Origin of the sequence: Shewanella sp. SG41-4, from assembly GCF_014164505.1 — a bacterium.
Taxonomy (GTDB): Bacteria; Pseudomonadota; Gammaproteobacteria; order Enterobacterales; family Shewanellaceae; genus Shewanella.
Map to the genome: position 1 here is coordinate 1 of NZ_JACJFI010000246.1, position 3,331 is coordinate 3,331.

The window sequence follows — 3,331 nt, forward strand, 5'->3', positions numbered from 1 at the left end:
ATGATTATTAACATTGTTTACATCATATTCTAGACTCGTTACGTCACCTACCAAAGATAAATTGCCATCACGTTCAGGATTAATACTAAACGACACATCCTTAGTTTTTCCTGCTGCAATCTCGCCTAATTGACAAGTAAGCATGGTGCCTACAAGCGCGCACCCACTTGGTATTTGAGGTAACACAATATTAGAATCTAACATCACAGTCAGTGTCACACCACTGGCACTAGCATCACTTAAATTAAACACAGACCAAGTAATATTAACAGCACGGTCAACTTCAGGGTAACTAGGCATGAGGCTAGATAGTGCTAGATCGACATCTTGTAGCCCTACCCCACCTCCGGCACTCATATACCATACTGATACGCCATCTTGTTTGTCAAAAGTAATAATATCAAGCAAATTATCATTATTAATATCAAGCACTGTCACGGTACCAAGGGCCTCTGCATCAATAACATAATTACTAGGACGAATATCCTCAGGTCCATAATAATGCCAAATACTTACCCCATGAGACATCACTAATAAAAGCTCTGGAATACCATCAGCTTCTAGATCTGTCACAACAATATCATCAGCATTAGGGAACATGACGCTGCTTTTAATAAAGTCATTGCTAAAGGCATCCATAATTAAATGCCAGCCATTATCGTCTTTTACAAACAAATCAGCTTTGCCGTCATTATCTAAATCGGTATTAATCAAACGTTGAACACCTTGTGTCAACGAAACCACTGCACTTGAAACCCAATCATTATCATCAGGAGTCAATAACACAGGCGCTTGATTCTCTACTCCAACTAAAAGCTTTATTACACCATCGGTAGCAATGGCAGAAAGCGCAGTAATCTTAGACTCTGACGATGTTATAACGTCGGTAACAGCTGATACTTGTTGAGGTCCTTTTGCCGCGCTAAAAGACGGTAATGAAAAAGGAATAGGCACTAAATTAACAGTAGGAGAACCAGAGCCAACTCCAGAATAAATAGCAACTTGAGGTTGATATACACCCGCTAAAACGACTTCTGAGTAACCATCAAAATCAAAGTCAACAATTAACATAACATCTGCTTTGACATCGTCTAGATTCTCAATCGAAGTGACTGCAAATAGTCCATCGAGCATATATGCGCGATTTCCAGCAATGTCACCGCCAGTAGTAATAATGTCAATGTTGCCATCTACATTAATATCTGTAGCGGTAAACGAAGTCACAGCTTGATTTAACACTACCTTAGCACCAGGAGTAAGCTGACCAAGACCGTCATTAATCATAATTTGGATAGCTAATTCATCAGGTAGATAAACCAGTAAATCCGTAAAGCTATCTGCATTCATATCAACTGCATACCCTAACGACGCAGGGACACTGGTTAACACTTTTCCTGGTAATATGGACAAGGTATTAGCCAACAATATGCTGGCGTCGCGGTCAAATACTTCATTGTTTACGTTAGTAGCCGTGACAGAAATGCTCGCTGAGCTGAATCCTGAATCGACGTTATCTACCATTAACTCAATAATTCGGCTTAATGAATCACCAATGGCGAGCTCATCTGCAACAATACAATCGATTACACCAGTAGATTGTTCAGAACACTCATTAGGCAGCGCAACAATTAAAAATTCACTACCAAAGGTCAGTTGATAATTCAGACCTAGTGCTGCGGTATAACCATTATTGACAATATCGACAACTAGGTTAACTTTTTGTCCCACTATTGCAGGGGCTGGTGAAAAGTAAATATTCACTCCAAGTTCGGTATCAGTTGGTTGAGAAACAACCAAACTAAAGCGCTGTATCACCGGAAGATCTACAATTGCGTCAGTTACACTGACTTCAACCTCAAATGTCATATCAGCCGACTCAGCTGGCGGAGTTCCGACTAATTGATTAGCAGAGTTAAGAGACAACCATTCTGGAGCCGAAACAACTGCCACCGTTAAAGAAGCATCTACATCAGCATCAGAAACCACAACATCGTATTGATATGGTGCAAATACACTTGCTTCGGTTATGGGTTCCGACTCAAATACTGGTGCATCATTAACATTAATAACTTCAATATCAAATGCAGGTAATTCAACCTCAATGGTGCCATCAGACACTGAGATAACAATACTCAATGTCACCCCAACATCATCATTACTCGGAATACCGCTAAGCGTACCATCGGTATCGCTAAATTTAGCCCATGTAGGTTTATTGACGATAATAAAGCTAAGAGAATCATCTTCATCAGCATCAGTTACATCAGGTTTAAAGGTATAAGATTCGTCTTCATTAATCGACAGTAAAGGTGTACCCATTATTTCGGGTGCATCATTAACATTACTCACGTCAATGCTAAAGCTCTGTTCGGCGTGTAAACCAGCATTATCAGTCACAGTTAAAGTCACCGAATGACTACCCACATCAGCATTAGTCGGCGTTCCACTTAATATACCGCTGACGGTATCAAAGCTTAACCAATCGGGTTTAACAGAAGCATTAAAGCTTAAGCTATCACCCGTATCAGCATCTGTAGCCACCAAAGTGTAATTATAAATCTGATCTTGTGTCGCTGATAATACCGCTATAGAGCTAATCACTGGTGCATCATTAACATTATTCACGCTAATGCTAAAGTTTTGCTCAGCACTTAAGCCTGCACCATCTGTCACTTTTAGAGTAACAACATGACTACCCACATCTGCATTAGTTGGTGTACCGCTTAACACCCCTGTTGCGGTATTAAAGTTCAACCAATCAGGTTTCACAACTGCACTAAAGGTTAAGACATCACCGCTATCGTCATCAAGCACTACAAATGTGTATTGATAAACTTGATCCTGCATTGCCGTCACTATTGCGGCTGAGCTGATCACTGGTACATCATTAGTGTTGGCCACGTTAATACTAAATGCGGTTAATGCGCTGGTTACCGTGCCATCGTTGACACTGATCACTATCCCAGAGGTCGAACCCACATCGGCATTGGTTGGCGTACCGCTTAACAAGCCCGTTGCGACATTAAAGCTGGCCCACGTCGGTTTATTAGTAATGCTAAAGCTTAAGCTATCGCCACTGTCATCATCACTGACACTTGGGGTAAAGCTGTAAGCACTGTCTTCATTGACTGAGGTCGCAGGACTGCCAGATATCACCGGCGCATCATTGGTGTTGGCCACGCTAATACTAAACGCATTTAAGGCGATGGTTACCGTGCCATCATTGACACTGATCACAATCCCGGAAGTGGTGCCCACATCCGCATTAGTTGGCGTACCGTTTAACAAGCCCGTTGCGACATTAAAGCTAGCCCACGTCGGTTTGTTGGTA

General features: G+C 41.6%; 1 protein-coding gene. It reads right to left on the reverse strand.

Translation table 11 applies throughout. The features are described 5' to 3' along the window. On the reverse strand, positions 1-3,331 hold a 3,331-nt coding region (locus H5202_RS17205; RefSeq protein WP_182773158.1), incomplete at both ends, for a putative Ig domain-containing protein.